This is a genomic window from Streptomyces sp. NPDC000878, from assembly GCF_053599695.1.
Genome location: NZ_JBSFMT010000011.1, coordinates 113,622 through 139,773 on the forward strand (window position 1 = coordinate 113,622; position 26,152 = coordinate 139,773).

16 protein-coding genes and 3 pseudogenes are annotated in these 26,152 nt (G+C 69.3%); 11 read left to right on the top strand and 8 right to left on the bottom strand.

The window, feature by feature from the left end; all coding sequences use genetic code 11:
- Positions 1-32: 32 nt before the first annotated feature.
- A complete protein-coding gene (locus tag ACWDR4_RS13165; protein ID WP_450407656.1) occupies positions 33-1,442 on the bottom strand; it encodes an eCIS core domain-containing protein in 1,410 nt (469 codons plus the stop codon).
- Positions 1,443-1,641: 199 nt separating this feature from the next.
- Here ACWDR4_RS13165 and ACWDR4_RS13170 point away from each other — a divergent pair, with 199 nt between their 5' ends.
- Together ACWDR4_RS13170 and ACWDR4_RS13175 are read left to right on the top strand one after the other, a co-directional pair.
- Positions 1,642-2,652, top strand: coding sequence for an ATP-binding cassette domain-containing protein (locus ACWDR4_RS13170; RefSeq protein ID WP_450407659.1), 1,011 nt, complete (start codon positions 1,642-1,644; stop codon positions 2,650-2,652).
- Entirely contained in the window at positions 2,649-3,443 is a 795-nt protein-coding gene (locus ACWDR4_RS13175; protein WP_450407661.1) for an ABC transporter permease, read from the top strand. Before ACWDR4_RS13170 ends, ACWDR4_RS13175 begins: the two co-directional genes overlap by 4 nt.
- Here the strand turns inward: ACWDR4_RS13175 and ACWDR4_RS13180 are convergent.
- On the bottom strand, positions 3,424-6,573 hold the full coding sequence (locus ACWDR4_RS13180; protein WP_450407664.1) for an ATP-binding protein: 3,150 nt from the start codon (positions 6,571-6,573) through the stop codon (positions 3,424-3,426). The genes ACWDR4_RS13175 and ACWDR4_RS13180 overlap by 20 nt on opposite strands.
- A gap of 315 nt (positions 6,574-6,888) precedes the next feature.
- On the opposite strand from ACWDR4_RS13180, the pseudogene ACWDR4_RS13185 reads away from it, so the two are divergent.
- A pseudogene (locus ACWDR4_RS13185) lies at positions 6,889-8,520 on the top strand (IS200/IS605 family accessory protein TnpB-related protein).
- Here ACWDR4_RS13185 and ACWDR4_RS13190 read toward each other — a convergent pair.
- Positions 8,503-8,875 (bottom strand): annotated as a pseudogene (locus ACWDR4_RS13190) (FAD-dependent oxidoreductase); the annotation flags it as partial. The pseudogenes ACWDR4_RS13185 and ACWDR4_RS13190 sit on opposite strands and share 18 nt — an antisense overlap.
- Between ACWDR4_RS13190 and ACWDR4_RS13195 the strand changes: the two are divergent.
- A pseudogene (locus ACWDR4_RS13195) lies at positions 8,860-9,000 on the top strand (TetR/AcrR family transcriptional regulator); the annotation flags it as partial. The pseudogenes ACWDR4_RS13190 and ACWDR4_RS13195 sit on opposite strands and share 16 nt — an antisense overlap.
- On the opposite strand, the gene ACWDR4_RS13200 reads toward ACWDR4_RS13195, so the two are convergent.
- Both ACWDR4_RS13200 and ACWDR4_RS13205 read right to left on the bottom strand, forming a co-directional pair.
- Positions 8,984-9,166 (bottom strand): DUF397 domain-containing protein, encoded by a 183-nt coding sequence (locus ACWDR4_RS13200; protein ID WP_450407666.1) that lies wholly within the window; start codon positions 9,164-9,166, stop codon positions 8,984-8,986. The pseudogene ACWDR4_RS13195 and the gene ACWDR4_RS13200 overlap by 17 nt on opposite strands.
- A 3-nt stretch (positions 9,167-9,169) precedes the next feature.
- Positions 9,170-10,054 carry a helix-turn-helix domain-containing protein gene (locus tag ACWDR4_RS13205; RefSeq protein ID WP_450407669.1) on the bottom strand — a complete coding sequence of 295 codons (885 nt, stop codon included), beginning with the start codon at positions 10,052-10,054 and terminating at the stop codon, positions 9,170-9,172.
- 136 nt (positions 10,055-10,190) lie between these two features.
- Here ACWDR4_RS13205 and ACWDR4_RS13210 point away from each other — a divergent pair, with 136 nt between their 5' ends.
- Positions 10,191-10,646 carry an ATP-binding protein gene (locus ACWDR4_RS13210; RefSeq protein ID WP_450407672.1) on the top strand — a complete coding sequence of 152 codons (456 nt, stop codon included), beginning with the start codon at positions 10,191-10,193 and terminating at the stop codon, positions 10,644-10,646.
- Positions 10,647-10,718: 72 nt separating this feature from the next.
- Positions 10,719-11,909: a UDP-N-acetylglucosamine--N-acetylmuramyl-(pentapeptide) pyrophosphoryl-undecaprenol N-acetylglucosamine transferase gene (locus ACWDR4_RS13215; protein ID WP_450407676.1), complete on the top strand. Its 1,191-nt coding sequence runs from the start codon at positions 10,719-10,721 to the stop codon at positions 11,907-11,909.
- Positions 11,910-12,442: 533 nt separating this feature from the next.
- On the opposite strand, the gene ACWDR4_RS13220 is transcribed toward ACWDR4_RS13215, so the two are convergent.
- Positions 12,443-13,732: an MFS transporter gene (locus ACWDR4_RS13220; protein WP_450407678.1), complete on the bottom strand. Its 1,290-nt coding sequence runs from the start codon at positions 13,730-13,732 to the stop codon at positions 12,443-12,445.
- 364 nt (positions 13,733-14,096) lie between these two features.
- Here ACWDR4_RS13220 and ACWDR4_RS13225 point away from each other — a divergent pair, with 364 nt between their 5' ends.
- Positions 14,097-17,126 carry a Tn3 family transposase gene (locus ACWDR4_RS13225; protein WP_450407680.1) on the top strand — a complete coding sequence of 1,010 codons (3,030 nt, stop codon included), beginning with the start codon at positions 14,097-14,099 and terminating at the stop codon, positions 17,124-17,126.
- Between the two features lie 189 nt (positions 17,127-17,315).
- Here ACWDR4_RS13225 and ACWDR4_RS13230 read toward each other — a convergent pair whose 3' ends face one another.
- The gene (locus ACWDR4_RS13230) at positions 17,316-18,260 is read right to left on the bottom strand and encodes a hypothetical protein (protein WP_450407682.1); all 945 of its coding nucleotides are present in this window, start codon (positions 18,258-18,260) and stop codon (positions 17,316-17,318) included.
- Between the two features lie 451 nt (positions 18,261-18,711).
- On the opposite strand from ACWDR4_RS13230, the gene ACWDR4_RS13235 reads away from it, so the two are divergent.
- The 3 genes from ACWDR4_RS13235 (at position 18,712) to ACWDR4_RS13245 (ending at position 21,762) form a co-directional block, all read left to right on the top strand.
- Positions 18,712-19,386: a recombinase family protein gene (locus ACWDR4_RS13235; protein WP_450407685.1), complete on the top strand. Its 675-nt coding sequence runs from the start codon at positions 18,712-18,714 to the stop codon at positions 19,384-19,386.
- 73 nt (positions 19,387-19,459) lie between these two features.
- Positions 19,460-20,443 (top strand): hypothetical protein, encoded by a 984-nt coding sequence (locus ACWDR4_RS13240; RefSeq protein WP_450407687.1) that lies wholly within the window; start codon positions 19,460-19,462, stop codon positions 20,441-20,443.
- 302 nt (positions 20,444-20,745) lie between these two features.
- On the top strand, positions 20,746-21,762 hold the full coding sequence (locus tag ACWDR4_RS13245) for an HNH endonuclease (protein WP_450407690.1): 1,017 nt from the start codon (positions 20,746-20,748) through the stop codon (positions 21,760-21,762).
- A gap of 175 nt (positions 21,763-21,937) precedes the next feature.
- Here ACWDR4_RS13245 and ACWDR4_RS13250 read toward each other — a convergent pair whose 3' ends face one another.
- Positions 21,938-22,474, bottom strand: a complete 537-nt coding sequence (locus ACWDR4_RS13250; protein WP_450407693.1) for a hypothetical protein — start codon at positions 22,472-22,474, stop codon at positions 21,938-21,940.
- A 520-nt stretch (positions 22,475-22,994) separates the two neighbouring features.
- Here ACWDR4_RS13250 and ACWDR4_RS13255 point away from each other — a divergent pair.
- Positions 22,995-26,000: a helix-turn-helix transcriptional regulator gene (locus ACWDR4_RS13255; protein ID WP_450407696.1), complete on the top strand. Its 3,006-nt coding sequence runs from the start codon at positions 22,995-22,997 to the stop codon at positions 25,998-26,000.
- Positions 26,001-26,152: the final 152 nt, after the last annotated feature.

Here is a 26,152-nt window from a genome sequence, read left to right on the forward strand (position 1 = left end):
GATCACCAGTGATCGCCAGTGACCACCGGTGATCACCGCTGTTCGTTGTCGTGCATGTCGTTCGCGTTCGCGTGTGCCACCCAGGTGCGCACGTCGGCCATTTTCGCCTGTACGTCGGCCCAGCGCTGGTTCGTCTCGACGTCGTACTGTCCGCCGTCCACATAGTCCGTGTACCAGCGGTCAATCGTCGACTCGCCGAGAACCTTCGCCGAGGTGTGGATGTAGGAGGAGATGCACTCGGCGGGATAGCTGGTGGAGTCCCAGACGTGGTCGGGGCCGCTGGTGCTGACCTTGATCTCGATCCCGTATTGCAGCCGGTCGATGGGCAGGTAGAGCCTGGACAGCTCCTTGTACACGTTGTACAGGTTGGCCATGGCGTTCTTGATCGGGTTGTCGAACGCCTTCATGCTCGAGTTGGCGCCCGGGGTCAGGATCGTCAGGTTCTTCGCGTCCTTGCCGTCGCCGCCGAAGTCCGCGTTCAGCAGGTGTCCCGCGACGAAGCGGATGTCGTACGTCCTCCGGGCGTCCTTGATCGCGCGGGGCAGGCTGCTGTCGGCGTCGGTGCCCCTGCTGGAGTAGCCGTTGGGGCCCAGTACGGCGTAGGAGTACACCCCGCCGGCCCCGCGGGTGGCGGACCGGGTGTAGGACGGACCCGCGAGGAACTCGGCGCAGTCCTCGACCTTCACCCGCTGCCGCCTGGCCGGCCGGTCGACGGTGGCCGTACCCCGGGACGAGCCGGCGCGCTGTACGTCGTGGCCGGTGGCCGTGGTCGCGCCGGCCCTGGTGCCCGGGTCCGCGGCCCGCTGCACGGGCTCGGCGAGGACCCTGCGGGCGTTCTCCTCGGCGGCCACCTCGAACCGGTCCGAGGGGTCGGACACGTTCAGGCCGTCGCCTCGGTCGGTGCCCGCGACCGGGCCCTGGCGCTGCTGGACGACATGGGTCAGCTCGTGGGCGAGGGTGTGCCGGTCGCCGCCGCCGTCGCCGATGACGATGTGACTGCCGGAGGTGTAGGCACGCGCCCCGATCTCCTGCGCGGACCGGCGGGCCGCCGAGTCGTCGTGGATGCGTACGTCGCCGAAGTCGGTGCCGCCGAACCGGGCCTCCATGTCCTGGCGGACCTCCCCGGGCAGCGGGCGCCCGGAGGTGCCGAGGACGTCGTGGACGCCGGTGCCGGTACTGCGCTGCACCTGCTCCTGCTCCTTGTCCTCCTCCAGGCAGCCGGCGTGCCGTTGCACCGCGAGGGCGCGGGACACGGCGGCGTTGCCGGCGGTGCGTTGCAGGGAAAGGAGTCCGGCGGCGCCGGGCATGCCGTGGCGCAGACCGGTGGCGGCGGTCCCGGTCCCCGTCGCGGTCGTGCGCTGTGCGTCGGTGCGGCGCGGGGCGACACGGAGGGGGTCCTTGCCGTCAGCGCCCTTGTCGTCCCGGCGGCTCTGGTCGCGCATGCGCCGACTCTCCTTCGATCACCCGGCGTTCCCCGGTCTTTCACTCCGTTCCGTGTCTAAGGCAGGGGCGGTGGCGGGGGACAGAGGAAAGGGGGCAGTGTCGGCGTCCCCGGGGGCAGACCTGCGGGCGCACCCGGTTCCAGGGCACTGAAACCATGGTGAAACCGCGCTGAATGCGCCCTGCCGCAATCTCCTCGGCATGACCTCGACGACATCGCACTCACCCGCCATCGCGGCCCAGGGGCTGCGCAAGGCCTACGGGGACAAGACCGTCCTCGACGGCATCGACCTGTCGGTGCCCGCCGGTACCGTCTTCTCCCTGCTCGGCCCGAACGGCGCCGGCAAGACCACCGCCGTGAAGATCCTGTCCACCCTCATCACCGCCGACGCGGGCGACCTGCACGTCGGCGGCCACGACCTCGCCACCCACCCCCACGCGGTTCGGGCCGCGATCGGTGTCACCGGCCAGTTCTCCGCCGTGGACGGCCTGATCACCGGCGAGGAGAACATGCTCCTCATGGCCGACCTCCACCACCTGCCCCGGCAGGAGGGGCGGAAGGCCGCCGCCGAGCTGCTGGAGCGGTTCGACCTGACGGAGGCCGCGACCAAGCCCGCCTCCACCTACTCCGGCGGTATGAAGCGCCGCCTCGATCTCGCCATGACCCTCGTCGGCAGCCCCCGGATCATCTTCCTCGACGAGCCGACCACCGGCCTCGACCCGCGCTCCCGGCACAACATGTGGGGCATCATCCGCGGGCTGGTCGCCGACGGGGTGACGGTCTTCCTCACCACCCAGCACCTCGAAGAGGCCGACGAACTCGCCGACCGCATCGCGGTGTTGAACGACGGGAAGATCGCCGCGGAGGGCAGCGCCGAAGAGCTGAAGCGGCTGATCCCCGGCGGCCACGTCCGCCTCCGCTTCACCGACCCCGACGCCTACCGGTCGGCCGCCGCCGCCCTGCGCGAGGTCACCCGCGACGACGAGGCGCTCGCGCTCCAGATCCCCAGCGACGGCAGCCAGCGCGAGCTGCGCTCCATCCTCGACTGGCTCGACACCACCGGGGTCGAGGCGGACGAACTGACCGTGCACACCCCCGACTTGGACGACGTGTTCTTCGCGCTGACCGGTCCCACCACCGGTCCCACCTCCACTACAGGCACCACCGACGTCCCCAGCCAGCCCAGCCACTCCAAGGAGAACGTCCGATGAGCAGTGCCCTCGCCCTCGCCGTGCGCGACTCGAACACGATGCTGCGCCGCAACCTGCTGCACGCCCTCCGCTATCCGTCGATGACCCTGAACCTGCTGCTCACGCCGATCATGCTGCTCCTGCTCTTCGTCTACGTCTTCGGTGACGTGATGAGCGCGGGCATCGGCGGCAGCGGCGCCGACCGCTCCGACTACATCGCCTACATCGTCCCGGGCCTGCTGATGATGACCATCGGCTCCACCGTGATCGGCGCCGCGATCGCCGTCTCCATGGACATGACCCAGGGCCTCATCGCCCGCTTCCGCACGATGGCGATCTACCGGGGCTCCCTGCTCGTCGGGCACGTCGTCGGCAGCGTGCTACAGGTCATGGCCAGCCTGGTCCTCGTCGGTGTCGTCGCCGTCGCCATCGGGTTCCGCTCCACGGACGCGACGGCCCTGGAGTGGGTGGCGGCAGTCGGACTGCTCGCCCTGTTCTCCCTCGCCCTCACCTGGATCGCGGTCGGTATGGGCATGGCCAGCCCGAACCCCGAGGCGGCCAGCAACATGGCCATGCCGCTGATCCTGCTCCCGCTCATCTCCAGCGCCTTCATCCCGGCCGACACCATGCCGGGCTGGTTCCAGCCGATCGCCGAGTACCAGCCCTTCACCCCCGCCATCGAGACCCTGCGCGGTCTGCTCCTCGGTACCGAGATCGGCAACAACGGCTGGATCGCCATCGCCTGGTGCGTCGGCCTGAGTGCGCTCGGCTACCGCTGGTCGACGGCACAGTTCAACCGCGACCCGAAGTAACCGCCATGACCGCGCGGGTCGCCTCCCGCAACTCGTCCCGCTCCAGGGCGGCGTACTCCGACACCGCGTCGGAGTAGGCCGCCCTGGCAGCGTTCCCGGCGGCCCCGACCGCCCGCCGGGCGCGGTCCGCCGACATCGTCGGCTGGTAGTCGCGCAGCACCCGCAGCCGTTCGGCCAGCGCGATCATCCGAACGGAGGTCGAGGGGTCGTCGCCGGACGCGAGCCCCGCCATGCCGAGGGCATGCAGCGCCGTCCCGTACAGCAGCTCCATGGGCGAGCCGGCCGGACCGTCGAGCATGGTCCGCAGGGCCTGCCGCAGCCGCTCGACCACCTCCGCGACCGGCTCCAGACGGCCGACGTGCGCGTGTGCCGTCACCGCCGCCGACTGGATCTGAAGCACCCACCGGTCGAGGAAGGGATCGTCGCTGTGCAGCGAGGAGGCCTCGGCCATCCCCTCCACGGCGCTACGCCACAGGCCGAGCCCGACCTCCGTCAGCCCGCGGGCGAGCGCGATCTCGGCGCGCCCGCCGAGGCCGGGGCTGTGGAAGTCGTCCTGCTGCGGGGCGTTGTGGCCCTCGATCTGCCGCAGCCAGTACTCGGCCTCGTCGGGGTCGCCGCGGTGCAGACAGGCGAGGACGAGACCACTGCGTACGCCGATGGAGTCGTGCTCGTCACCGAGCCTCGGCAGCGCCTCCAGCGCCGCCTTGAGATGCCGGTACGCGGCCTCGCCCCGCTCCGTCCTCAGACACAGCTCACCGAGCCGGGCGTGGCCCATGACCTGGAGGAACGGATTGTCGACCGGTCCCAGTACGGCGACGATCCGGCGGGCCGAGGCGAGCGCGCGGTCGAGGTCGTGCTCGTACTCCCAGACGTACGTGGCGACGCACTCGGCGATACCGGCGAGCAGCGGCTGATCGCTGGCGCAGAGCCTCCGCAGAACGTCGTGGTCCGGAGGCCGCATGTCGGGGACCGCCGCCAGCACCACCGCGATGGCGCGCACCAGGGTGTCCGGCGGGGCCGGGGGCAGCCGCCGCAGGGTGACGAGCTGGCGCACGACGTGCGGGCCGTAGCCCATGAACAGGGTCGCCGTGGACAACACCGCGGCGGCGCGGGCGACTTCGACGTACTCGGGCTCGGGGCGGTAGTGCGACAGCGGCGGGCCGGTGTCCGCGGCGAGGGCGGTGAGACGGGTGAAGTTGGAGCCGGTGGACCACAGGGCGGTGAGGACCGCGGTGAGTGCGGCGATGGCGGGGCCGTCCGTACGGGCCAGGGCGTGCCGCAGGGCCGCCACGAGGTTGTCCTGCTCGGCCCTGACCTGCTCCCAGGCGGACAGGGGTCCCGAGCCGAAGAACCAGTCGTGGTACGTGACCCCGAAGTCCCGTGCCCAGGCAAGGAATTGGCCGACGGCCGCCTCGTCCTCGCCCGCCTCCGTACGCCGGGCCGCGCTGAACTCCCGTACGGTCTCCAGCATCCGGAACCGCGCACCGGCCGGGGTGTCGGCGACGGTGAGCAGCGACTGGTCGGCCAGTTGCTCCAGCAGCGGCAGCGCGTCCTCGCCGAGCACGTGCTCCGCCGCCTCGCCGGAGAAGCCGCCGGGGAAGACGGACAGCAGGCGCAGCGCCGCTCTGGCCTCCTCGTCGAGGAGGTTCCAGCTCCAGTCCACGACGGCGTGCAGGGTGCGGTGACGTTCCGGCGCGTCCCTGGCCCCGCCGCGCAGCAGCGCGAAGCGGTCGCCGAGGCGGCGGGCTATCTCCGGCACCGACAGCACCCGTACGCGCGCCGCGGCCAGTTCGACGGCGAGCGGCAGCCCGTCGAGGTGGCGGCACAGCCCGGCCACGGCGTCCGGCGGCAGCTCCACACCGGGCCGGGCGGCCCGCGCCCGCTGGGTGAACAGCTCGACGGAGGTGGCGAGTCGGAGTTCGGGCAGCGCGTACACGGCCTCCGAGGTCAGCCCGAGGGGCGCGCGGCTGGTGACGAGCACCCGCAGGTCCCGGGAGGACGAGACCAGGGCGTGTACGAGGCCCGCGGCACCGGCTATGACCTGCTCGCAGTTGTCGAGGACGAGCAGGGCGGGCCCGGAGCCGAGCACGCCGAGGATGCCGGTCACCGGGTCGTGGCCGCCCAGGGCGCCGGGCCGCTTCTCCCCCGCGCCGAGCGCGGAGGCCACCTCCGCGGCCACTTCGTCGTTAGTGGTGACACCGGCGAGCGGCACGAAGTGCACGACGCGCTGCTCGGCGCGGCGGCTGACGGCGTGCGAGAGCCGGGTCTTGCCCAGTCCTCCCGGGCCGACGACGGTGACGGCGCGGGAGGCACGCAGCAGCTGTTCCACGGCGGCGATGTCGTCGTCCCGCCCGAGGAGCGGATTGGGTTCGTGCGGCACCCCGTGCCGGACCACGGGCGCCTCGCCGCCACGCAACAACTCCCGCTGCACGGCTTTGAGTTGAGACCCCGGATCTGTACCGAGCGTCTCGCGCAGCTCGCGGCGATACGCCTCGTACCGGGTCAGCGCGGCGGACGGCCCGGCCGTCGCGGCCTCGCCGCGCAGCAGCTCGGCGAGCACCTCTTCGTCGCGCGGATGCTCGGAGGCTACGGCGGTCAGCGGCCCGGCGGCCTCCGAGTGCCGGCCGAGCCGGGCGAGAGCGAGGGCCCGCGCGCGGGCGAGGGCGCGGTGGACGGGGGCACGCTCGGCGCGCAGGGCGGTGACGGGGTCGTCGCTGTCACCGCCGGAGCCGGAGTCCGTGCTCCCCTCCCACAGGGCGAGTCCAGCCTCGGCGGCGGCCAGCGACCCGGCGTGGTCCCCGGCCCTGGCCCGGTCCGCGGTGGCGGAGGCGTGCAGCAGCAGGGCCGAGCTGTCGACCTGGTCCTCGGGGAGGGCGAGCCGGTATCCGGTCGGCGTGCTCGCGACGACGTCGGCGCCGAGTTGGGCCCGCGCCCGGGACACCAGCACCTGGAGCGCCTTGCCGGGCCGCTCCGGCAACTCGTCCGGCCAAAGCCCGGCCACCAGCCGCTCGGTGCTGCAGCCGGTGCGCGGGTCGCCCGCGAGGAGGGCGAGGAGCGCGCGGAGGCGGGGCGCGGTGACCTCCTGCCCGCGATAGGCGACGCGCGGGAGCAGGGTGAGGGCGGTGGTCATTCGTGCAGCGTAGTCAAGGGGTTGGCCGACGGAACTCCTGCTGGGGGCCGAACTCCCGCTGCGCGGGCGGCTGTCGGGGCTACGCGTGTCCGGTGAACATGTCGATCAGGCTGTGAGGTTTGAAGCTGTTGGCGCTGGAGTGCGTTCAAGAGCGTTCTGGTGAGTGGGAGTGAGCGTGGGTGGTCTGCGTCGTGTCGCGCGCCTCGGCCGTGGGTCGGTATTGGCGGGGAACTGGCGTTCTCTCATCGAATGCGTGACCTTCATCGGTGGCGCTCGTTTCCCATGGCGACGGGATCTTCGAATGGGGGTGACGGGGTGGGTGAGCAGAGGAGCGTGGCGGCGTCGTTCGTCGCGTCCGGTCCCAGTGGCGTGGCCGTCCGGACCCGCCTCAAGCACCTGACGCCGGACGATGAGAAGGTGCTGCGCCTGGTGGGCGCGCATCTGGGATCGCTGGCCTCGAAGGATCTCAAGGCGCGTTGCCGGGACGCCCTGGAGCACTCCGCTGAGGCGTGGGCGGTGCGGAAGCGGGAGCTGACGCCCCTCTCGTCGTCGCGGTGGGCGGGGTCGATCACCAAAGCCACGCATGACCAGTGGACACTGGCACGCCGCTGCCAGCTGGCGCACATCCAGAACCTGGAAGCGGGCATCCGCACCATCGAGCACCGACTGTCCCAGCCGATCGGGCAGAAGGGAACCAAACACGCCCCGGGCGGGTACCGGTCGCGACGGGAGTGGTACGCGAAGTCCCGGCGGCTGCGGGTGCTCGAGGTCCGGCTGACTGTCGCGCGGGCCGACCAAGAGGCCGGAGTCGTCCACGTCGTACGCGGCGGCAAACGTTTGGCCGGCACTCGCCACCACCTGGGCGCCGCCCAGCTCACGGAGTCCGCGTGGCGGGGGCGTTGGGAGGCGGAGCGTTGGTTCTGCCAGGCGGACGGTGAGTCCGGCAGGCGCTACGGCAACGAGACGATCCGTGTCAGTCCCGAGGGCGAGGTGTGCCTCAAACTCCCCGCGCCGCTCGCGCATCTGGCGAACGCCCCACACGGACGATACGTCCTGGCCTGCCGGGTCACGTTCGCGCACCGGGGCGGCGAGTGGGCGGACCGTGTCGCGGCCAACCGGGCTGTGGCCTACCGAATCCACCTCGATACGGGCGGGGACCGCTGGTATCTGACCGCGTCCTGGCAGATCCCGCCCACCCCGACCATCCCGATCGAGGCCGCGCTCGCGCACGGCGTCATTGGCGTCGACATGAACACCGATCACCTGGCCGCCTGGCGCCTCGACATCCACGGCAACCCGACCGGTGCCCCGCGCCGTTTCTTCTACGACCTGTCCGGCATCGCCGAACACCGCGACGCCCAGGTCCGCCACGCCCTGACCCGCCTCCTGCACTGGGCCCGCACCTGTGGCGTGAAGGCGATTGCGGTGGAGGACCTGGACTTCGCCGCCGAGAAGACCCGGGAGAAACACGGCCGCAAAAAGCGGTTCCGGCAGCTGATCTCCGGTATGCCCACCGGCAAACTCCGCGCCCGATTGTCATCGATGGCGGACCAGACGGGTATCGCGGTCATCGCCGTCGATCCGGCCTACACCTCGAAATGGGGCGCCCAGCACTGGCAGAAGCCCCTCACCACGACAACCCGCAAGACCACTCGCCACGATGCTGCTGCCGTGGCGATCGGAAGGCGCGCCCAGGGACACCCGATCCGGCGACGGACGGCACCGCCCCCACACGACCGGAGTGATCGTGCGGGGCATCGGACCGTCCAGGCCGGTCGGCGTGTTGCTGGGCGTGAGGGAACCCGCCCCCGCATCCCCGGACCACGGACACGATTCGTGCCGCCCGGGCGCGGAGCGAATGCGGGGGACCAGAACGCCCAACACCGTTCGGGGCGTTCGGCTGAGCATGAGACCTGGCAACAGGACTCACTACCGCTCAGTCTCTAGGAACGGTGCGTTGTCGCCGTAGAGCAGCCCGTGGAGTCGGGTGCCGTCGGTGGCGGCTGCGGCGCTGCGGGGAACATGGCCTGCTCGTACTCGGTGAGCGCAGTCTCGATGTCGTCGGGGTGGGTGGCGATGGCCTCGGCGAGTTCGGCGCCGTCGTACATGGCCAGGTTGGCGCCTTCGCCGTTCGGGGTCGGGAGGTGGGCGGCATCGCCGAGCAGGGTCACCCCCGGTCCCACCGGTGCCCGATGGGCAGGGTGTTGAGCGTGCGCAGGACCGGTGCGGTCTCACCCTCGGTGGTCAGCGCGGTGAGTTCCGGCGCCCAGTCGTCGAACTCCCGTCTCGGCCTCCTGGGCGCACCTCGATCCCGACGAGTACGCGTTCACCCGGAACGTCGCGGACCAGCTACGCGATCACGACGACCGGGAGGAGTTCGTGGCGGGGATCGATCTGATCCTCGCGGGGATCACTGCGCGGCGGTGAAGTGGCGCCAGGCGGTGGGGGAGAGGTGGAGTATGGGGGCGTTGGGGGCTTCGGGGGGTGTCTTGGAGTCGCGGACGGCGACGACTCTGGGGAGGTTGCGGGCGACTTCGACGCATTCGCCTCCGGCGTTGCTGTAGCTGGACTTGACGAAGTCGAACTCGGGCATGGGTCAGATCTCCTGGCGGATGGCGTCGATCAGTTGGACCGAGTCGCGCGGTGCGAGACTCAGTCGCGCCGTACGTTCGAAGAACCCGCTGTACGCGGCGCTCTCGGTCTCGTTTTCCACCCACACAGTAGAGGCGATGGCGTCGGCGTGGACCACGTCCACAGCCTCGGTCTCGGCGAACGAGATGATGGTGAACGGGCCTGAAATGCAGGGGTGTCCGCCCGCACGGAAAGGTAGTACCTGCACGCGTACGTTGGGCAGCTCGGCGACCTCCAGCAGGCGTTCCAGCTGAGCGCGCATGGTGTCGGGCCCGCCGATCAGCTGCCGCAGCGCCGCTTCCCAGATGACGGCGTACATCTGAAGTGGGCGTCCGTCGTGCAGGCGTGCCTGACGGCGCATCCGGATGTCGACCAGGCGCTCGATCTCGTCCGGGTCCTCCCATACCCCCACACCTTCGGTGACGGTCACCGAGCGCGCGTACTCGGCGGTCTGGAACAGGCCGGGAATCAGGGAGAGTTGCCAAGTCCGTACGCGGCTCGCAGCGTCCTCCAGCGCGATGTACTCGGAGAGGGAGCCCGGGTGAGGCGAGTCCTGCCACCACCCCTTGGCTTTGCGGCGCTCGCGGTCCAGCCGGGCCAGGTTCAGCAGCCGTGCCAGGGCTTTCGGGTCGCTCAAGCCGTACGACTCGCACAGCACGCGAATGTCGGGGTCCCGCATCGGCACCCAACCGCGTTCCATCTTCACGATCTTCGAGTTGGTCGCGTTGATGACCTCGGCGGCCTGCTGCTGGGTCTGTTCCGAGATGTCGCGCAGTCGCAGTAGTTCGGCACCGAGCTTGCGGCCCAGGACAGTTGAGGTGCGATTGCCCAGTTCTGAGGTACGAGTCACGGATCAAGTGTCGCGTGTGGAAGCCCCTCTCGTCACTCGATGGAGACAATTTTCTCCGATTAGCTTGCATCCGAGACTTGGAACTCCCTACTTTCGGTACTCAGTCGCATGCACAGCGGAGTCAATGGAGGCCCCCATGCCCGACCCTCAACCCACCGCCCCTCTCCACGAAGACCGCCTCGACTACACCCCCGTCACCCGTAGCGTCCCCCTCGCCCGCACCCGAACCGCCCGCCTGGTCGTCGAGTGGGGGCACCCGGGGCTGGCCGGTGATGTCGCCCTGGTCGTCAGCGAGTTGATGACCAACGCGCTGCTCCACGGCGGTCTCCGGGGACGCCTCATCCGCGTACGGCTGACCGTCACGGCCGCCGCGCTGCGCGTCGAGGTGAGTGACCCCCGTGCCGAGCGGGTGCCGTGTCCTCGTGAGGTGAGCGGGGAGGATCAGTTCGGGCGGGGGTTGCTGCTGGTGGGGGCGTTGGCTGAGCAGTGGGGGGTGGGGCCTCGGGAGGGGGTGGGGAAGACGGTTTGGGCGGAGTGGGGGCTGGCGGGCGTTCGGTGTGATGCCGTTCCGCTCGTCGGGGTCGAGGAGTGACGAGGCCGCGTACCGGTTGTGGGAGGCTCAGGTCCCGGCCTGTGTGGCGTTCGAGAGTGACTGGACTTCTGCGTGAACAGTGATCACCGCATTCCGTTGAGGGCTGGACGGCCCTTCCGTCTGATCGTTACGGGCGGTGGTACCGGCGGGCACACGTATCCAGCCCTGACCGCTGTCCGCACCCTTCAGTCCCGCCTCGCCGGGCAGGGCGGCGGGCTGGACGTGCTCTGGGTGGGCAAGGCCGACAGCCTGGAGTCCAGGGTCGCGGCTGCCGAGGGGATCGCGTTCACGTCGGTGGCGACGGGCAAGATCCGACGATCGAGCAACCCTCTCAAGCTGGTCTCGCCGTCGAACGTGGCGGACATGAGCCGCGTTCCGCTCGGGGTGCTCCAGGCCCGGAAGGCGATCAACGGTTTCCGCCCCGACGTGGTGCTGGCGACGGGCGGGTACGTCGCGGTGCCGGTCGGTGTGGCGGCGACCCGGCTGTGCCGGGTTCCCCTGGTCGTGCACGAGCAGACCGTGCGGCTGGGCCTGGCCAACCGGACGCTCGCCGGAGCGGCGACGCGTGTCGCGGTGTCGTCGGAGTCGACGCTGCCGTTGCTGCCGGAGAGCGTGCGTGCCACGGCGGTGGTCACCGGCAATCCGGTGCGGCCCGAGGTGTTCACCGGGCAGGCCGACAAGGCGATCGAGGCGTTGGGCCTGCGTGGATTCGACCGGCGTCTGCCGACCGTCTACGTGACCGGGGGCGCGCAGGGCTCGCAGCAGATCAACCACCTGGTGCGCGACGTGCTGCCGTGGCTGCTGGAGAACGCCAACGTGATCCACCAGTGCGGTCCCGACAACGTCACGGAGCTGCGGCAGAACACCGCGCGCCTGTCGGAGTCGAGCGCGGCGCGCTACCACCTCACCGGATATGTGGGGGCCGAACTGCCCGATGTGCTCGCGCTGGCCGACCTGGTGGTCTCCCGCAGTGGTGCCGGGACGATCGCCGAGCTGACCGCGCTCGGCAAGCCGGGTGTGTTCGTTCCGCTCGCCACGTCGGCCGGCAACGAGCAGGTACACAACGCCCGGCACCTGGCGGACAACGGCGCCGCGCTCGCGCTGGTCGACGACGTTTCCCCCGAGCGGCTGCGCGATGCGGTGGCGCCGCTGCTGACCGACCCCGAGCGGCGCTCGGCGATGGCGGAGCGGGCTCGTGCGTACGGCCGTCCCGACGCCGCCGAGCGACTGGTCGACGTGGTGCTCGCCGCGGCCGGGGCGTAGAGCCTGTCCAGCGCGAGCTGAGTGAACCGCACAGCCCGAGGGCGAACGGCTCTCCGCCCTGGGCAACTTGTACGCGACCGTCGTGACGGGAGCGACGTTGGCGTGGGTACGTGCCGGAACGCGGCTCTACGAGTGGAAGGGGCGGCCGATGACCATGCCGTACGCGGACGGGGACGGCCCGCTCATCCCTCAGCCCGAGCTGACGCTGCCCGACCTGCGGCAGGCCGTGGCCGCCGTCGCTCCCTCCCGGTTGCCCGAGTTCTTCGATGACCTGAAGAGGGCCTTCGTACGCGCCGGGGACGAGGACAGCGTCGTACCGATCCGGATGTTCTACCGGCAGTGGGGCGTCGTCGTGGAGATCGAGAGGCACCCGGAGACCGCGCGCCGACTGCACGCCGCCGAGCAGGCGATCAGCAGCGCCGGCCTCCTGGAGGTGGCACGCGCCGAGACAGCGCGGCTGGCCAACGAGATCGCCGTACGCGAGTCCACTCGGAGCAGGAAACGGCCAGGCGTAAATTGCCACCGCGAGCTGATCAGTTCTTGCCCTCCCCGGCAACGGCTTCTGCGCCGTGCCGTGTCGGATCAGCTGTCGAGGGATCGAGTTCGTCGACATAACGGGCCGTCCGGGTACGGGAAACAGCCAGCGCGAGTGCCTGGATCACGGCTCCGGACAGGCCGATCCACAGGGCGAAGCGATAGCTGACCTGGTCGGCGAGTACTCCGCCCAGTGGTGCACCCACCGCTACCATTCCCCAGTTCATCGAGCGGATCGTCGCGTTCATCCGCCCGCGCAGCCGGTCGGGTGTCACCGCCTGGCGGTAGCTCATCTCCACCGGGCTTTCGAGGCCGATGGCCAGGGACACGATGAAGAAGGCGAGCGACGCGGAGGCGAGCGCCCATGGTCCACGTTCGGCCAGGACCAAAGGCAGCCAGCCGATGGCGGCGAGCAGGCGGAAGGCGATCAGGGTGGCGCCGACGTCCAGTCTTCTGGCCACGCGCCCGGAGAGCGCACCGCCGAGTATCACGCCGACACTCGCGAAGGCGTAGGTGACCCCCAGACCGAACTCCCCGATCTTGAGGCTGTGCAGGGCGAAGACCACGAAGACCGTGGTCACCATGCTGTTGAAGAGGAGCATCGCGTGCGAGGTCAGGGCGATGGGCGCCAGCGTGCGATGCCGGTAGACCCATGCCACGCCCGCGCGCAACTCGCTGCCCAGGCTGCGCCGCGCGTCTCGATCAGGGACGGGGTCGGGTGCCTTCACCGAGGCGAGCAGCAGGCCGGATATCAGATAGGAGAGGGCGTCCACCAGCACGGCAAGCGGCGCTCCCATGACTTTGATCAGCGCCCCGGCGATCAGAGGGCCGGTCGAGCCGGCCACCGCGTCGGCCTGTTGCACGCGTGCGTATCCCGCGTTGAGCAGCTCTTTTGGTACCAGCTGTGGCACGTACGACTGGTTGGCCGCCTCGAACAGCAAAGACAGCGCCCCGAATACGAAGACGAACATGCACAACGCGGGGATGCTGAGCCGATCCAGCGCATACAGCACCGGTATCGCACCGAGCAGGACTGCCCTTCCGAGGTCCGTGGCGACCATCATCGGCTGGCGCCGCCAGCGGTCCACCATGACGCCGGCTATGAGTCCGAAGAGCAGATACGGAACCCAGCGGGCGGCATTGACGATGCCCACCTCCGTGGCGGATGCGCTCAGCACCACGGCGGTAAGAATCTGCAACGCCAGCCCCGTGACCTGAGAACCGAACGCAGACACGGCCGACGCGGTCAAGAAGCGTACGTACCCAGGGACTTCCACCAGGCGCGGCATGACTGGACCGTACCGTGAAGATCGCCGACGGACGATGTCGGAACAGGTCATGCAACGACGGCAGCCTTGCGCCGGTGTTGCCGGCGTGTGCGAGCTGGAACCGGTGTGCGAGACCCGGGGCATGTCCCTGGGTGTGCTGGAGCCCGGTGTGGACTGTGGCGGTCGGCATGGCCGAAGCGGGGATTGGGCTAGGGGGACTCCGCGACACGTCCCCACAGTTGTAGGCCCAGTTCTCGTATAGCTGCCGCCAGGTGGCATGTAGCGCTGAGTAACCTTCCAGCCACAGTTGTGGTCTTCTGATCTTCTCTCCGGTTCCGCCTCGCCACCCTGTGGTGATCCAACTGGTTGGGCGAGGGGAGCACGGGTGCGGCAGGACTGGGAGCCGGAAGACCTGATCGAGGTCTGGACGCTGCTCGAAGACGACATGAAGAAGGTGCGGAACAAGTCCGGGGCGACCCGGTTGGGCTTCGCACTGTTGCTCAAGTTCTTCGAGGTGGAGGCCCGGTTCCCGGAGTCCGCCAAGGAGATGCCTGCGGCGGCGGTGGAGTACGTGGCCCAGCAGGTGAAGGTGCCCGCCGGGGCGTGGGCGGACTACGACTGGCAGGGCGACCGGATCAAGCGGCACCGCAAGGAGATCCGGGAGGCGTACGGATTCCGGGCGAACACCGAGGAGGACCAGGAGCGGCTGGCCGCCGAGTTGTGTCCGGTGGAGCTGTCACGGGAGCGGCTGGCGGAGGCGGTGGTGGCCCGGTGCCGTAACGATCACATCGAGCCGCCGGCCCCGGGGCGGGTTGGGCGGCTGGTGGGCAAGGCGGTCACGGACTTCGAGGCCCGGTTCTGCCGCAGCCGGGTGGAACGGATCTCGCATGCGACGCGCTCGCGCCTGGAGGATCTGGTCGCTGGCAGCGGGGACGAGACGGGCGAGGGCGCGGACGGTGAGGGTGCGGTGTCGGGCGGCGGGCGGTCGCACTTCGCCGAGTTGAAGGCCGACCCGGGGGCGCCGGGGCTGGAGAGTCTCCTGGCGGAGGTGAACAAGCTGAACCGGGTGCGGCGGTTGGAGCTGCCCGCGGACTTGTTCGCGGACGTGTCGGAGAAGGTGGTGGACGCGTGGCGGGCGCGGGCGTCGAAGGAGTACCCGGCGAATCTGGAGCGGATGAAGCCTGCGAGGCGGCTGACGCTGCTGGCGGCGCTGTGCCATGTGCGGCAGACGGAGATCACCGACTCGCTGGTGGACCTGTTCATCCAGCTCGTGCTGAAGATCAACACCCGGGCGGAGCGGAAGGTCGACAAGGAGCTGAACGCCGAGCTGAAGAAGGTCCGGGGCAAGGAGGGGATGCTGCTGCGGGTCGCGGAGGCCGCTTTGTCGGAGCCGTCCGGCACGGTGCGGCGGGTGATCTATCCGGTGGTCGGCGGGGAGAAGACGCTGAAGGCGCTGGCGGCGGAGGCCGCGGCGAACGAGGCCCGCTACAAGGCGAGGGTCCGTACGGTGCTGCGGTCGTCGTACTCGGCACACTGGCGCCGGATGCTCTCGCCACTGCTGGGGGCGCTGGAGCTGAAGTGCAACAACACGGCCTACCGGCCTGTGATGGACGCGATCGATCTGCTCCAGCGCTACCTGGAGCAGCCGCTGAAGGAGGGCGCGTTCTTCGATCCGGCGGAGAGTGTGCCGCTGGCGGGGGTGGTGCCGGAGCACTGGCGGGCGGCGGTGGTGGACGACAAGGGCCGTGTCGAGCGCATCCCGTACGAGCTGTGCGTGTTGGTGGCGCTGCGGGACGCGGTGCGGCGGCGGGAGATCTGGGTGGTGGGGGCGTACCGGTGGCGTGACCCGGAGGATGAGCTGCCGGCGGACTTCGAGGACAACCGGGACGTGCACTACGCCGCGCTGGGCCAGCCGCAGGACGCCGGGGAGTTCATCGCCGCTCTGCAAGGCAAGCTCCGTACCTCGCTGGACCGCTTCGAGCGGGCGCTGGCGGAGGGCACGACGGGCGGGGTGGCGATCGTCAAGAAGCACGGCGAGCCGTGGATCAGGGTCTCCCCGCGCGGCAAGCAGGAGGAGCCCGAGAGCCTGGTGGCCATCAAGGGCGAGATCGAGCGGCGCTGGGGCACCATCGACCTGCTGGACATCCTGAAGTACGCCGAGTTCGACACGGACTTCATCGCCGAGTTCACCTCGGTCGCCACCAGAGAGAACCTGTCCAAGGACGTGCTGCGGCGCCGCTTGCTGCTGGTCCTGTTCGGCTTGGGCACGAACATGGGGATCAAGCGGGTCGCGGTGACCGGCAAGCACGGCGAGAGCGAGGCGACGCTGCGCAGGGTGCGGCACCTGTTCGTCAACCGCGCCAACATGCGGGCGGCCCTGCGGAAGCTGGTGAACGCCACCTTCGCCGTCCGGGACGAGATGTGGTGGGGCACCGGCACCGCGTGCGCCTCCGACAGCCGCAAGTTCGGCGCCTGGTCCTCGAACCTGATGACCGAGTGGCACCAGCGCTACCGGGGCCCCGGCGTGATGATTTATTGGCACGTCGAACGGAAATCCGTCTGCATCTACTCCCAACTCAGGTCCTGTTCGGCCTCCGAGGTCGCCTCGATGATCGAGGGCGTGCTCCGGCACTGCACCGACATGGTCGTCGACCGGCAGTACACCGACACGCACGGCGCCTCCATCGTCGGGTTCGCCTTCGCGCACATGCTCGACTTCAAGCTGATGCCGAGGCTGAAGAACATCGGCTCCGCGAGGCTGTACCGGCCGGCGGCCGGTCAGGACGACCAGTGGCCGAACCTGGGACCGGTGCTCTCCACCAAGACGATCGACTGGGACCTGATCGCCCAGCAGTACGACCAGATCGTGAAGTACACCACCGCTCTGCGCCTGAGCACCGCCGAGGCCGAGCAGGTCCTGCGCCGGTTCACCCGCGGCGGTCCCAAGCACCCGACGTACCGGGCGATCGAGGAGCTGGGCCGGGCGGTGCGGACCTCGTTCGTCTGCGACTACCTCGCCGATGTCGAGATGCGCCAAGAAATCCATGAGGGGTTGCAGGTAGTGGAGAACTGGAACTCCGCGAACAAGGACCTCTTCTACGGCAAGGACGGCGATCTGGCCGGTGCGGACAAGGAGTCCCAGGAGGTCAGCATGCTCGCGCTGCACCTGCTCCAGTCCGCGCTGGTGCACGTCAACACACTGCTGGTGCAGGAGGTGCTGGCCGATCCGAAGTGGGCGGACAAGCTCACCGACGCGGACCGGCGGGCCCTGTCGCCGCTGTTCTGGACCCATGTGAATCCGTACGGCCGGTTCGAGCTGGACATGAACAGCCGTCTCGATCTGAACCTGTCCATCCGGGCCGCAGTGCCAGGCCCGCGTGCCCCGCAGGGGGAGGAGACCGCAGCCCCGGCGTGACATCCGGGTTCCGGGGAGGGCCTGCGCTCCCTACCACGACCGCGGACGCGGCGGAGGATTCCGACGAGGAAGCCTGAGCGCCGCATCCGCCGTCCGGACCAGTCCTTGGATGCCGAGCACGATCCTGAGGGCGGGGACGATGACGTACCGAAACGACGCGGGGGTCTCCTGACCATCGCGGGGGGGGCGTCACAAGGCAACCCTGCGCGGACGAGCTGAGCTGCTCCCGATGGAGCCGCATTGCCCCTCGACGTCTCTGAAGGGTGTCCAGCTGCTGTCCTGGTTTCGCTGGGTGTGGAGCACGCGCTGTGCTGACGTGAGGACCACGACCTGCAGCGTTTTCTGGGCTCCGGCTTCACACCCGACGTACTCAATCTGGCCGACGTCGCCCGCCTGGGTCTCCACATCACCTAGCGGGGTCCAAGCCCCGGCAGGCGTCCTGACGGCGTGCTTGACGTTACCGTCGCCGGTGATGGCACACAGGTGCAGATCTGGGCCGATGCACGCGCATGACGCCTGGAGAAACGAGCCTGTTTCTCCGGCCACCATCTCGACGTCGATGAAGGGCGACCAACTGTCGTTGGTGGACACCCTCAGCGTGGTGTGTTTGAGACGGTAGTCGTTGGTGACCGCCACCACATGCAGTTGGTCGCTGAGCGGACCGTCGTAGTAGGCGCATGCGACGGAGCGGGCCGAGCCGATGTCGCTGGCCTGCTGCTCGATGTTCCCAAACGGCATCCAGGCACCGTTGCCGTACCTGAGGGTGTGCCACAGGTCGCCGTTCACGTCACAACCGACCACATGGAGTTGCCATCGTGTCAGGCCCCCTCCGATGCTCTGCAGGCTGCCGTGAGCGGCATCGACGCCGAGGAAGGGCGGGCGTTGACCTGCCTGCGTCTCCACATCGCCGAACTGTGTCGCCTTGCCCTCGTTGTCCCATAGGGAGTGCCAGAGCCCTCCGCCGAAGGCAGCTGTCGCCAGGATCTGCATCTCCGCAGTACCCAGGTGGCTCACCGCGAGGTCGCCTGCTGCACCGGGGAGAGCGGGATTTTGGAGTCGGAGAGCCGGTGACCAACTGCCGTTGACGGCCCGACGGGTGAACCAGATCTGACCGCCATCGGTCACGAAGAACACGTAATTTCCGTTGCCGAGAGCCATCTGGTCCCCGCCCCCTGACTCCTTGGCCATATGTGTGCATCACATGGTTGCGTTCCGGAGCCGAGTACGGCAGGTGCGGAAGCAGAAATCCGTCACCTGAAGGACAGAGCTGGCGGTCCAATACGTACGGGGGTGTAGCTCATCCTCCAGTCGGTATCGGCCGACGGCGGCTTGGATCAGGCGGTGGTCGCAAACACCCATCGGCGGTACATCTTCCCGTCCACAGCCCGCGCCGACATCGAGGACGCCGCCGCCTGCCTGTTCCGCACAGGGCTACTCCGCCCGGCACCAGGCCTTCAATAAACGAACGTTTTCTGAAGATCACCGTTTCAAGATTAAAAAGAGCCGGGAGCCCTTCAAAAACCCCTTCAAAAACCTGTGTGCTTCAAGAACCTTCGACCACTGTTTTCTGACATGATCCGGGATCATGAGTGACACTCCGGAGCCGTCCGGCCACCCCGAACTCCATGTCGCCGAGCCGCTCGTCCGCACCGAGATCAAGATCGGGTACGCGAGGGTGTCCGGCGGCGGGCAGAAGCTCGACCGGCAGATCGACGCCCTCACGGCCGCCGGGTGCCGGAAGATCTTCTCGGACAAGCAGTCCGGCAAGAACGCGCTCCGTCCGGAACTGAAGGCGTGCCACGCCTTCCTCGACTCCGGCGACACCCTCGTGGTCCCCTCGCTCGACCGCTACGGCCGCAGCCTCCAGGACCTCATCAACATGGTCGCCGAGCTGCGCGAGCGAGGCGTCGGCTTCACCTCGCTGCACGAGAACCTCGACACCACCACTCCCGGCGGCCGACTCGTCTTCCACGTGTTCGCCGCCCTGGCGGAGTTCATCCGCGAACTCATCGTCCAGGGCACCCGCGAGGGCCTGGCCGCCGCCCGCGCCCGCGGCCGGGTCGGCGGGCGCCCCACCGTCGCCACCGAGGAAGTCATCAAGGCCGCCCGCGACCTCCTGCCCGACCCCGGACGCTCCATCACCTCGATCGCCAAAATGCTGGGCATCTCCCCGGGCACCCTCTACAACCACATCCCCGATCTCCAGGACCTGCGCGCCGCCGGCGCCGTCCCCCACCAACTCGCAGCCGCTCAGCGGTGACACCGCTTCAAGAGAAGAGACCCGCATGAGATTCGGAGAACCGGTTCGCGCGGCTGATGAGCCAGGCGGAACAGTGCATTTCCCGCCCGTCGAGAACGGGCTCGACTATCTGCTCAGCGTGGTCGAGTCCCTTGCCCGCGAACAGCACGAGGTGACCCCTCGCCACCTGAAGTACGCAGTGCTGCACCTTCAGGCCGCGACCGAGGTGCTGCTGAAGTACCGGCTCTACCTCGAACACTGGACCCTGGTCTTGCAGAACCTGGACGTATCCCGGGCGAACAAGAGCAAGAAGATGACCCGCGAACTCTTCGATCGGGGCGACTTCGTCAGCTGTACCCCCGAGGAGACCGTGGAACGACTCCGCAGCGTCCTCGGGCTGACCATCAGCGATCAGGAACAGAAGCAGATTCTTGACCTGGCCAAATCCCGCAACGCGTTGCAGCACTACGGCTTGACCGACGCGGACGGAACGATCGAGGCCCGTACCGCGGAGGTGCTGGACTTCCTGGTCCGGTTCCTCGACGAATCACTACTGCCGAAGCTGGAACCGGCGGACCGTGACCAGGTCACCGAAGACGTGGAGCACATCCGCAGTGGCCTCACGAAAATCCGTTCCTACGTGCAGCGACGCATGGAACGGCTGAAGGACCAACTCGATCCGCACAAGGAACGCAACCTCCAATGTCCCGACTGCCGGCAGTGGGCCCTGCTGGCAGGCGAACCGACCTCATGCCTGTTCTGTCCGGCAACCACCGACTCCCAGCTGACCGCATGGAACTACGCGACGTACGTCCTCCGCCTTCCCTGGCGCAGCCCCCCGCCGACAAACGATGTGTTCAGCCAACCGGCCACTCCTCCGGTCGACCCTTGCCCGGACTGCGGCACCGACACCCTGGTACGAGGCGCCGTCACCGCTGCCGCGCCTGACCGTCCCACCAATTTCTGCTTCAACTGCGCCACTTCCTTCCCCGATCTCTGCGAGATCTGCCGCCAGCCGTTCCGGGCCGTGGACGAGCAATCCATCTGCGGCAACTGCCTCCTCGGACCGGAGGATTGAGACTGAAGGAACTGAAGGATTCGATCAAAGGCGACCTCCTCCGCTCTCTCGGCGGAGAAGCCCAAGCCCGCCGTGCCCCACTCGAAGCCTCCGGGCAACTGACGTTCGAGCTGTAGCGCCTACTCGCACCGTGGGTCAGAGATAGGAGTCCGGGGCCAAGTTGGGCCGTGATCCCGCGCCTCTCACGTCTCCAAGATCATTCCTTGGCCCCTTTTGGGCTTATCTCGCAACCCCGACCTGCGACTCAGTCCTTAGCGTTGTTTTTTCGGCGAGAACTACTGGGACCCCAAGGAGAGCAGCCAATGAGCAAAGGCACAAAGCACAGGGCACGCAGGGATGTCCTGATGGCTGCCCTCCGCGACGCTGCGCCGAGGGCAGTGGAGGTTCCCTGTCCGGCGCTGTCAACCGAGGACCGGAAGAGGCTTCCAGAGGATGCGATAGTGCGGGTGCCGGGCAGTGAGCGAATCACCGCGCACACACTGAGGCGGCACGGCTGGACGTCGAGAATGATCACACTGATGGGCAAGCCGACGCGGGGGCCGGATGGCGTCCGGAATGTCTACGAGCCGATCCGGGTCGCCTCCAACGCCTCGCAGGGTTTCTTTCAGGAGATGCTCGCGCGGCACTATCAGGAGCAGTTGAGCGCCCCGTCGCTGGTTCGGGCAAGGCGGCCGGTTCCGAAAAGGACACCGCAGCCAGCGCCACCACCTCCCGACCTGCTATCCGGTGTCATGGTCTCGCACGCAGAGAAAGTTCGCGCCACACCGGTTCCCCAGCCTCGGGCGGCCGACGGTCCAATGGTGGATTCCCGTTCCTGCCCTGTGTGCGGCAAGGGCGGCGTGCCAGTAGGTCGGTACCGACACCAGCGGTGCGACGGACTCCGGAGTTCGGGCGAGAATGCCGTCGAGGCTCCGGCCGCAGCCGTCGGCAGTGTCGAGTACCGGCGGTTAGTGGCCGCGGTAGAGGAGCGCGAAGCACGGACGCGCGGTCAGCGTAGTGGCGCGGGAGGATCCCGGCCGGTTCGGCTTCCGGCGGCACGCGAAGCTGTTCTTCTGAGGTGCGGCGGCCGGTGCGAGAATCCGAACTGTGGCGGTCAGCCTGCGGACGTGAAAGACGATGGGACTCCGATTCTGGAAGTTGATCACCTGGAGGAGATCGCGGCTGGCGGCCGTGACCATCCCGAGCAGATGGTCGCGCTGTGCCCGAACTGCCATGCGGTCAAAACGCACGGACGCACGCGGGAGGCCCTGCGAAGTCTGCTGGCCGAGGTGGCGGCCCATGCGCACGCCAGGTGGAACCGCGAGGTAGCCCTGTCCTGACGTCCCGTTCGCAGGGTCCCCGGCATCGACACGTAGACCTTCAAGATCATCTCATGGGCTTCTGGGCATATCTTGGCTGGACCCCGAGGACGTTGCTGGGCTGCCCATGGAACTGCCCTCGGCCACTTTGCACCGTGGGCCAGAGATAGGACACCGGGGCCTACTCGGACACAGGTCACCGAGGTCCGGGAAAACCTGGGTGATCCTTGAATTTCTCGGCCGCCCGGATCATAAAGTCCAGCTTCTCTCGGGCCGGTTCTTCGCGGTCGGCCAAGAGCATCGCCTCGGCGTACCCATAGGCGTAACCGATCATGATGTTGGCCGGGGGCGTCGACTCGGCTTGGCGGTCACTCAGGAACCCGAACCATTGGTCGAGTTCGTCCTTCAGAGGGCTGCTGTGCAGATCGCTAGTCGGGGGTGTCCGCAGCGGCGTGCGGCCAACCTCGATGGCTTCTGCCGCCTCCAGCTCGTCGTAGCTGACGGTTCCTTCGCCGCGGCACTCGTCGCACTTGTCCCAGACGAGTTCGCCTTCGGTTCCGATGACTTGCAGGGATCCGTCCCCATCGCACTCGCTGCACGTGAACTCGTACTCCCCTGCTACCAATGCCATCTGAGTGCCCCTCCCCGTGAATCGTGCTGCGACAACGACGATGCTACGCAGCTGCCGCTTCTCCGGGAGCGAGGACAGGAAGCTCCAGGCGAACTCGTCCACCCCGACGTGACCCGCGAGCTGCGGCGGGAGGTCTGCGAGGAACAGAGCGCCCGCCCGACCACGGCGCCGGTACTGGCGGCGCTGGTCAAGGCCGGTGTTCCACACCGGCCGGGAAAACGAGGGCTATGGCGGTTACTCAGCGCTACACGCCACCTGGTGGTGGCGATACGAGAACAGGGCCTTGTATAGGTGCAGTTATTATAGCCGGACTTATCCTATGCAATCAGGGCATTGTCTTTCTCCTCAATGCGGTCTCTCGGGCCAGCGACGGCTTCATGTTCACCGCGACCGAGGCCACCGAGATCCAACTGATCGACCTGCTCCGCCTCTATCGCGGAGAGTGACCTCTGATCTGTCCCGTAGGGCGGGGGACCGATCTGCCGCCCCTGTCGGCGAAGGGTGTTGCCGGGCGCGGTCGGCGTGGCGATCGTGGCATGCTGCGGTGTCGGCGATCGCACGGGCGTTCGGCGTTCGGTGTTCGGGTCGAGCAGGCGCCGGGCGGGGTGGGGAAGGCGGTCGGATGGAGCGGTCTGCCGAGGGTGGCCTTCCGCGTGTGCTGCCCAGCCTCAGTGTTCCGCGTTTCGTCGGTCGAGCGGCCGAACTGCACCGGCTGACGGACGCCTTGGCCCGGCCGTCGGCCGCGGTTCTCGTCGAGGGTGAGGCCGGGATCGGCAAGAGCCGACTCGTTCAGGAGGCGCTGGACGAGCCCGGTGTCGCCGCCCGGCGGGTGTTGGCCGCCATGTGCCCTCCGTTCCGGGAGGCCCTCACCCTCAGCCCGGTCGTCGATGCCGCCCGTGAAGCCCGGCCCGATGTCGCCGAGTTGGCCCTCACTCCGCTCGCCGGGGTGCTGCGCCCGCTGTTCCCGGAGTGGGGGCAGGACCTGCCGCCGGCCCCCGAGGCGCTGTCGGACGCGGGCGCCGCCCGGCACCGGCTCTTCCGCGCACTGGCCGAACTGCTGGACGTCATGGGCGTCGGCGTGCTGGTCCTGGAGGACGTCCACTGGGCCGACGAAGCCACCCTGGACTTCCTGCTGTTCCTCGCCTCTCGACGGTCTCGCCGGATGAGCCTGGTGCTGACCTACCGTCCCGAGGACGTGGCGCCGGAGTCCGCGCTGATGCGGCTGATCTCCCGGCCCCCGGCCGGCACCGGGTACGTACGGATCTGTCTCGGCGCGCTGGACGTGCCGCAGACCGCCGAGTTGATGTCGTCGATGCTGGACGGGGAACACGTCTCCGAGACTTTCGCGTCGTTCCTCCAGGAACGGACCGATGGAGTGCCGCTGGCGATCGAGGAGTCCGTCCGGCTGCTGCGCGACCGGGCCGATCTGGTCCGGCGCGACGGCGAGTGGGTGCGCAGGACGCTGGCCGACATCGCGGTCCCGCCCACCATCCGGGACGCCGTCGCCGAGCGCGCCGCGCGCCTCACCCCGGATGCGCAACGCGTGCTGCGGGCCGCCTCCGTGCTGGCCGAACCGGTCGGCCCGGCCGTCCTCGCGACGGTGAGCGGGCTCCCGGACAACGTTGCCGGAGGGGCCGTGGACGCCGCCGTACGCAGTGGACTGCTCGGCGAGGACCGGGCCGGCCGGGTCAGTTTCCGGCACGCGCTGGCGGCCCGCGCGGTCTACGACATGACGCCCGCGCCCGACCGCCGGGCCCTGCACCGGGGAGCGGGCCGCTCACTGCGGGCCATGACGCCGCAGCCGGTGGCCCGGCTCGCCCACCACTACCGGGAGGCGGGGGACACCGGGCGGTGGCGCGAGTACGCGGAACGGACCGCCGACCTCGCCCTGGCCTCCGGGGACCATCGCACCGCCGTAGGACTGCTCCACGAGTTGCTCACCGGGAGCGATCCGCCCGCCGCCTCGATGGCCCGGTGGGCACAGAAGATGCCGGTCATGGCCTTCACCGGGCTTGTCAGCCGGGGCGACCTGACCCGCGCGCTGCGCAGGGTGCTGGAGGGGGAGGCACTCGCTCCGCACGACCGCGCGGCCGTCCGGACCCAACTGGGGAGGATGCTGCTGCACACGGCCGAGTACGCTGCCGCAGCAGCGGAGTTGGAGAGGGCGCTGCCGGATCTGGCCGGCGATCCGTTCCAGGCCGCTTGGGCGATGAACACGCTCGGCAGCCCGCCGAGCACCCTGATGTCCGCCGGGGAGCACCGCCGTTGGCTGGACCGGGCGGCCGACGCGGCCCGGCTGCCGATGACGGCGGACCAGCGCCTTGCTCTGGTGGGGGACCGGGCAACTTCCTTGCTGGAGATGGGAGATGAGGCCGGCTGGGCCGTGGCCGCGGAGCTGCCCGACACCGCGACGACCCCGGAAGGAATGATGCAGCTGGCCCGCGGCGGACTCAACATCGGTAACTCGGCCATGCGTTGGGGCCGCTACGGCGAGGCCAGAGCGCTGCTGACGACCGGGCTGGCCAGGGCCGAAGAGCACCGGTATCAGCGGCTCCAGGACATGATCCGGGTGACGCTGGTGCACCTGGACTGGTTCACCGGCGCCTGGGACGGACTGGCCGAGCGAGCCGCCGCCCTGGCAGGGGTGGAAGAGGAACCCGTGGTCCAGCTGGACGCCCTGCTGATCACGGCCCTGCTGGACCGGGCGACCGGCGGCGGTGGAGCAGCGGATCCCGGCCCCGTGGCGGTGGCGGTGGCCGAAGGAGGGTTCGGGACCGTCGAGGAGCGGCTGCGCCAGGTGCTCGACGCGGGGCTGCGGCGGGGCATCGTGGATCTGCCGCTGGAGCCCGCGGCAGCCCTGGCGCGGATCCGGCTCGCCGAGGGGTCGGCCGCCGAGGCGCTGGAGCTGACGGACGGACCGGCCGACGTCGTGGCCCGCAAGGACATCTGGCTGTGGGCCACCGAGTTCGCACCGGTGCGGACCGGCGCGCTGCTCGCGGTCGAACGGCCGGACCGGGCAAGGCAGTTCGTCGCGGACCTGGCCGAGGGGCTCAGTGGGAGGAACCTGCCGGCAACGGACGCGGCCCTGGAGACGTGCCGCGGAGTGCTGGCACAAGGAGAGGGCCGCAGTGTCGAGGCAGCCGCCGCGTTCGGCCGGGCCGTCACCGCCTGGCAGCGCCTGCCCCGGCCGTACGAGGCACTGCTCGCGGCCGAACGCCGGGCCAGCTGTCTGCTGGCAGCGGGGGACAGGGACACCGGACTGGCCGAACTCGCCCGCGCGCAGGCCGGGTTCACGGCTCTGGGAGCCCGGACGGACGCCGCCCGGGTGCACGACGCGCGCCGTGCGGCCGGGGCGCCGGTACGAGAGGTGTGGCGCGGCGGGCGGCGCGGCTACGGCGACCAACTGTCCCCGCGCGAGCTGGAAGTGGTCCGGCTGATGCTCACCGGACTGACCAACCCGGCCATCGCACGGGCACTTTCCCGTTCCCCGAAGACCATTGCCGCGCAGCTGAACTCCGCGATGCGCAAATACGGAGTGACCTCGCGTACCGCACTGGCGGTCAGCCTGACACAGGCCGGAATCACCCCGTCGGAAGACCACAACACCGGTACGGGCACCGAACTTTAGGTCATCCGCCCCATCGCGAGGACCCGCGGCGACGATCGATACTCAGTGCGCGCAGGGTCCGTAAGCCGTTCCGCACCCCAACTGGGCACGACCGGAAGGGCGTCCGTCCGCCGGAGAGCGACCCCAACAGCGACTACGAACCTCTCTGATCC

Excerpts from the sequence above, each read along its gene's own strand:
- ACWDR4_RS13165 (WP_450407656.1), bottom strand. The coding sequence starts at position 1,442 with ATGCGCGACCAGAGCCGCCGGGACGACAAGGGCGCTGACGGCAAGGAC.
- ACWDR4_RS13170 (WP_450407659.1), top strand. The coding sequence starts at position 1,642 with ATGACCTCGACGACATCGCACTCACCCGCCATCGCGGCCCAGGGGCTG.
- ACWDR4_RS13175 (WP_450407661.1), top strand. The coding sequence starts at position 2,649 with ATGAGCAGTGCCCTCGCCCTCGCCGTGCGCGACTCGAACACGATGCTG.
- ACWDR4_RS13180 (WP_450407664.1), bottom strand. The coding sequence starts at position 6,573 with ATGACCACCGCCCTCACCCTGCTCCCGCGCGTCGCCTATCGCGGGCAG.
- ACWDR4_RS13200 (WP_450407666.1), bottom strand. The coding sequence starts at position 9,166 with ATGCCCGAGTTCGACTTCGTCAAGTCCAGCTACAGCAACGCCGGAGGC.
- ACWDR4_RS13210 (WP_450407672.1), top strand. The coding sequence starts at position 10,191 with ATGCCCGACCCTCAACCCACCGCCCCTCTCCACGAAGACCGCCTCGAC.
- ACWDR4_RS13220 (WP_450407678.1), bottom strand. The coding sequence starts at position 13,732 with ATGCCGCGCCTGGTGGAAGTCCCTGGGTACGTACGCTTCTTGACCGCG.
- ACWDR4_RS13235 (WP_450407685.1), top strand. The coding sequence starts at position 18,712 with ATGAGTGACACTCCGGAGCCGTCCGGCCACCCCGAACTCCATGTCGCC.
- ACWDR4_RS13245 (WP_450407690.1), top strand. The coding sequence starts at position 20,746 with ATGAGCAAAGGCACAAAGCACAGGGCACGCAGGGATGTCCTGATGGCT.
- ACWDR4_RS13255 (WP_450407696.1), top strand. The coding sequence starts at position 22,995 with ATGGAGCGGTCTGCCGAGGGTGGCCTTCCGCGTGTGCTGCCCAGCCTC.